This window comes from Exiguobacterium sp. SH1S21, from assembly GCF_004337175.1.
Lineage (GTDB): Bacteria > Bacillota > Bacilli > Exiguobacteriales > Exiguobacteriaceae > Exiguobacterium > Exiguobacterium aurantiacum_A.
Genome location: NZ_SJUY01000047.1, coordinates 1 through 275 on the forward strand (window position 1 = coordinate 1; position 275 = coordinate 275).

The following is a 275-nucleotide window of genomic DNA, read 5'->3' on the forward strand; positions in this document are numbered from 1 at the left end:
GCCGCCGAAGGTGGGACAGATGATTGGGGTGAAGTCGTAACAAGGTAGCCGTATCGGAAGGTGCGGCTGGATCACCTCCTTTCTAAGGAAAATGCCCATGTGGCATTGCCCATCGTTCAGTTTTGAGGGTTCGTCCCTCGATTGTTCTTTGAAAACTGAAGATTCATCAAGACATCAAACCAAGAAAAATATGCATGGTCCGTTCGGACCGTGTGTCTTAGAAACGCTAGATCAAGGTAGAAAGGGCGTACGGTGGATGCCTTGGCACTAGGAGC

At 49.8% G+C, this 275-nt stretch carries 1 rRNA gene; it reads left to right on the forward strand.

The features are described 5' to 3' along the window. Nucleotides 1-82: ribosomal RNA gene (locus EVJ24_RS15300) — 16S ribosomal RNA — on the forward strand; the annotation flags it as partial. Nucleotides 83-275: the final 193 nt, after the last annotated feature.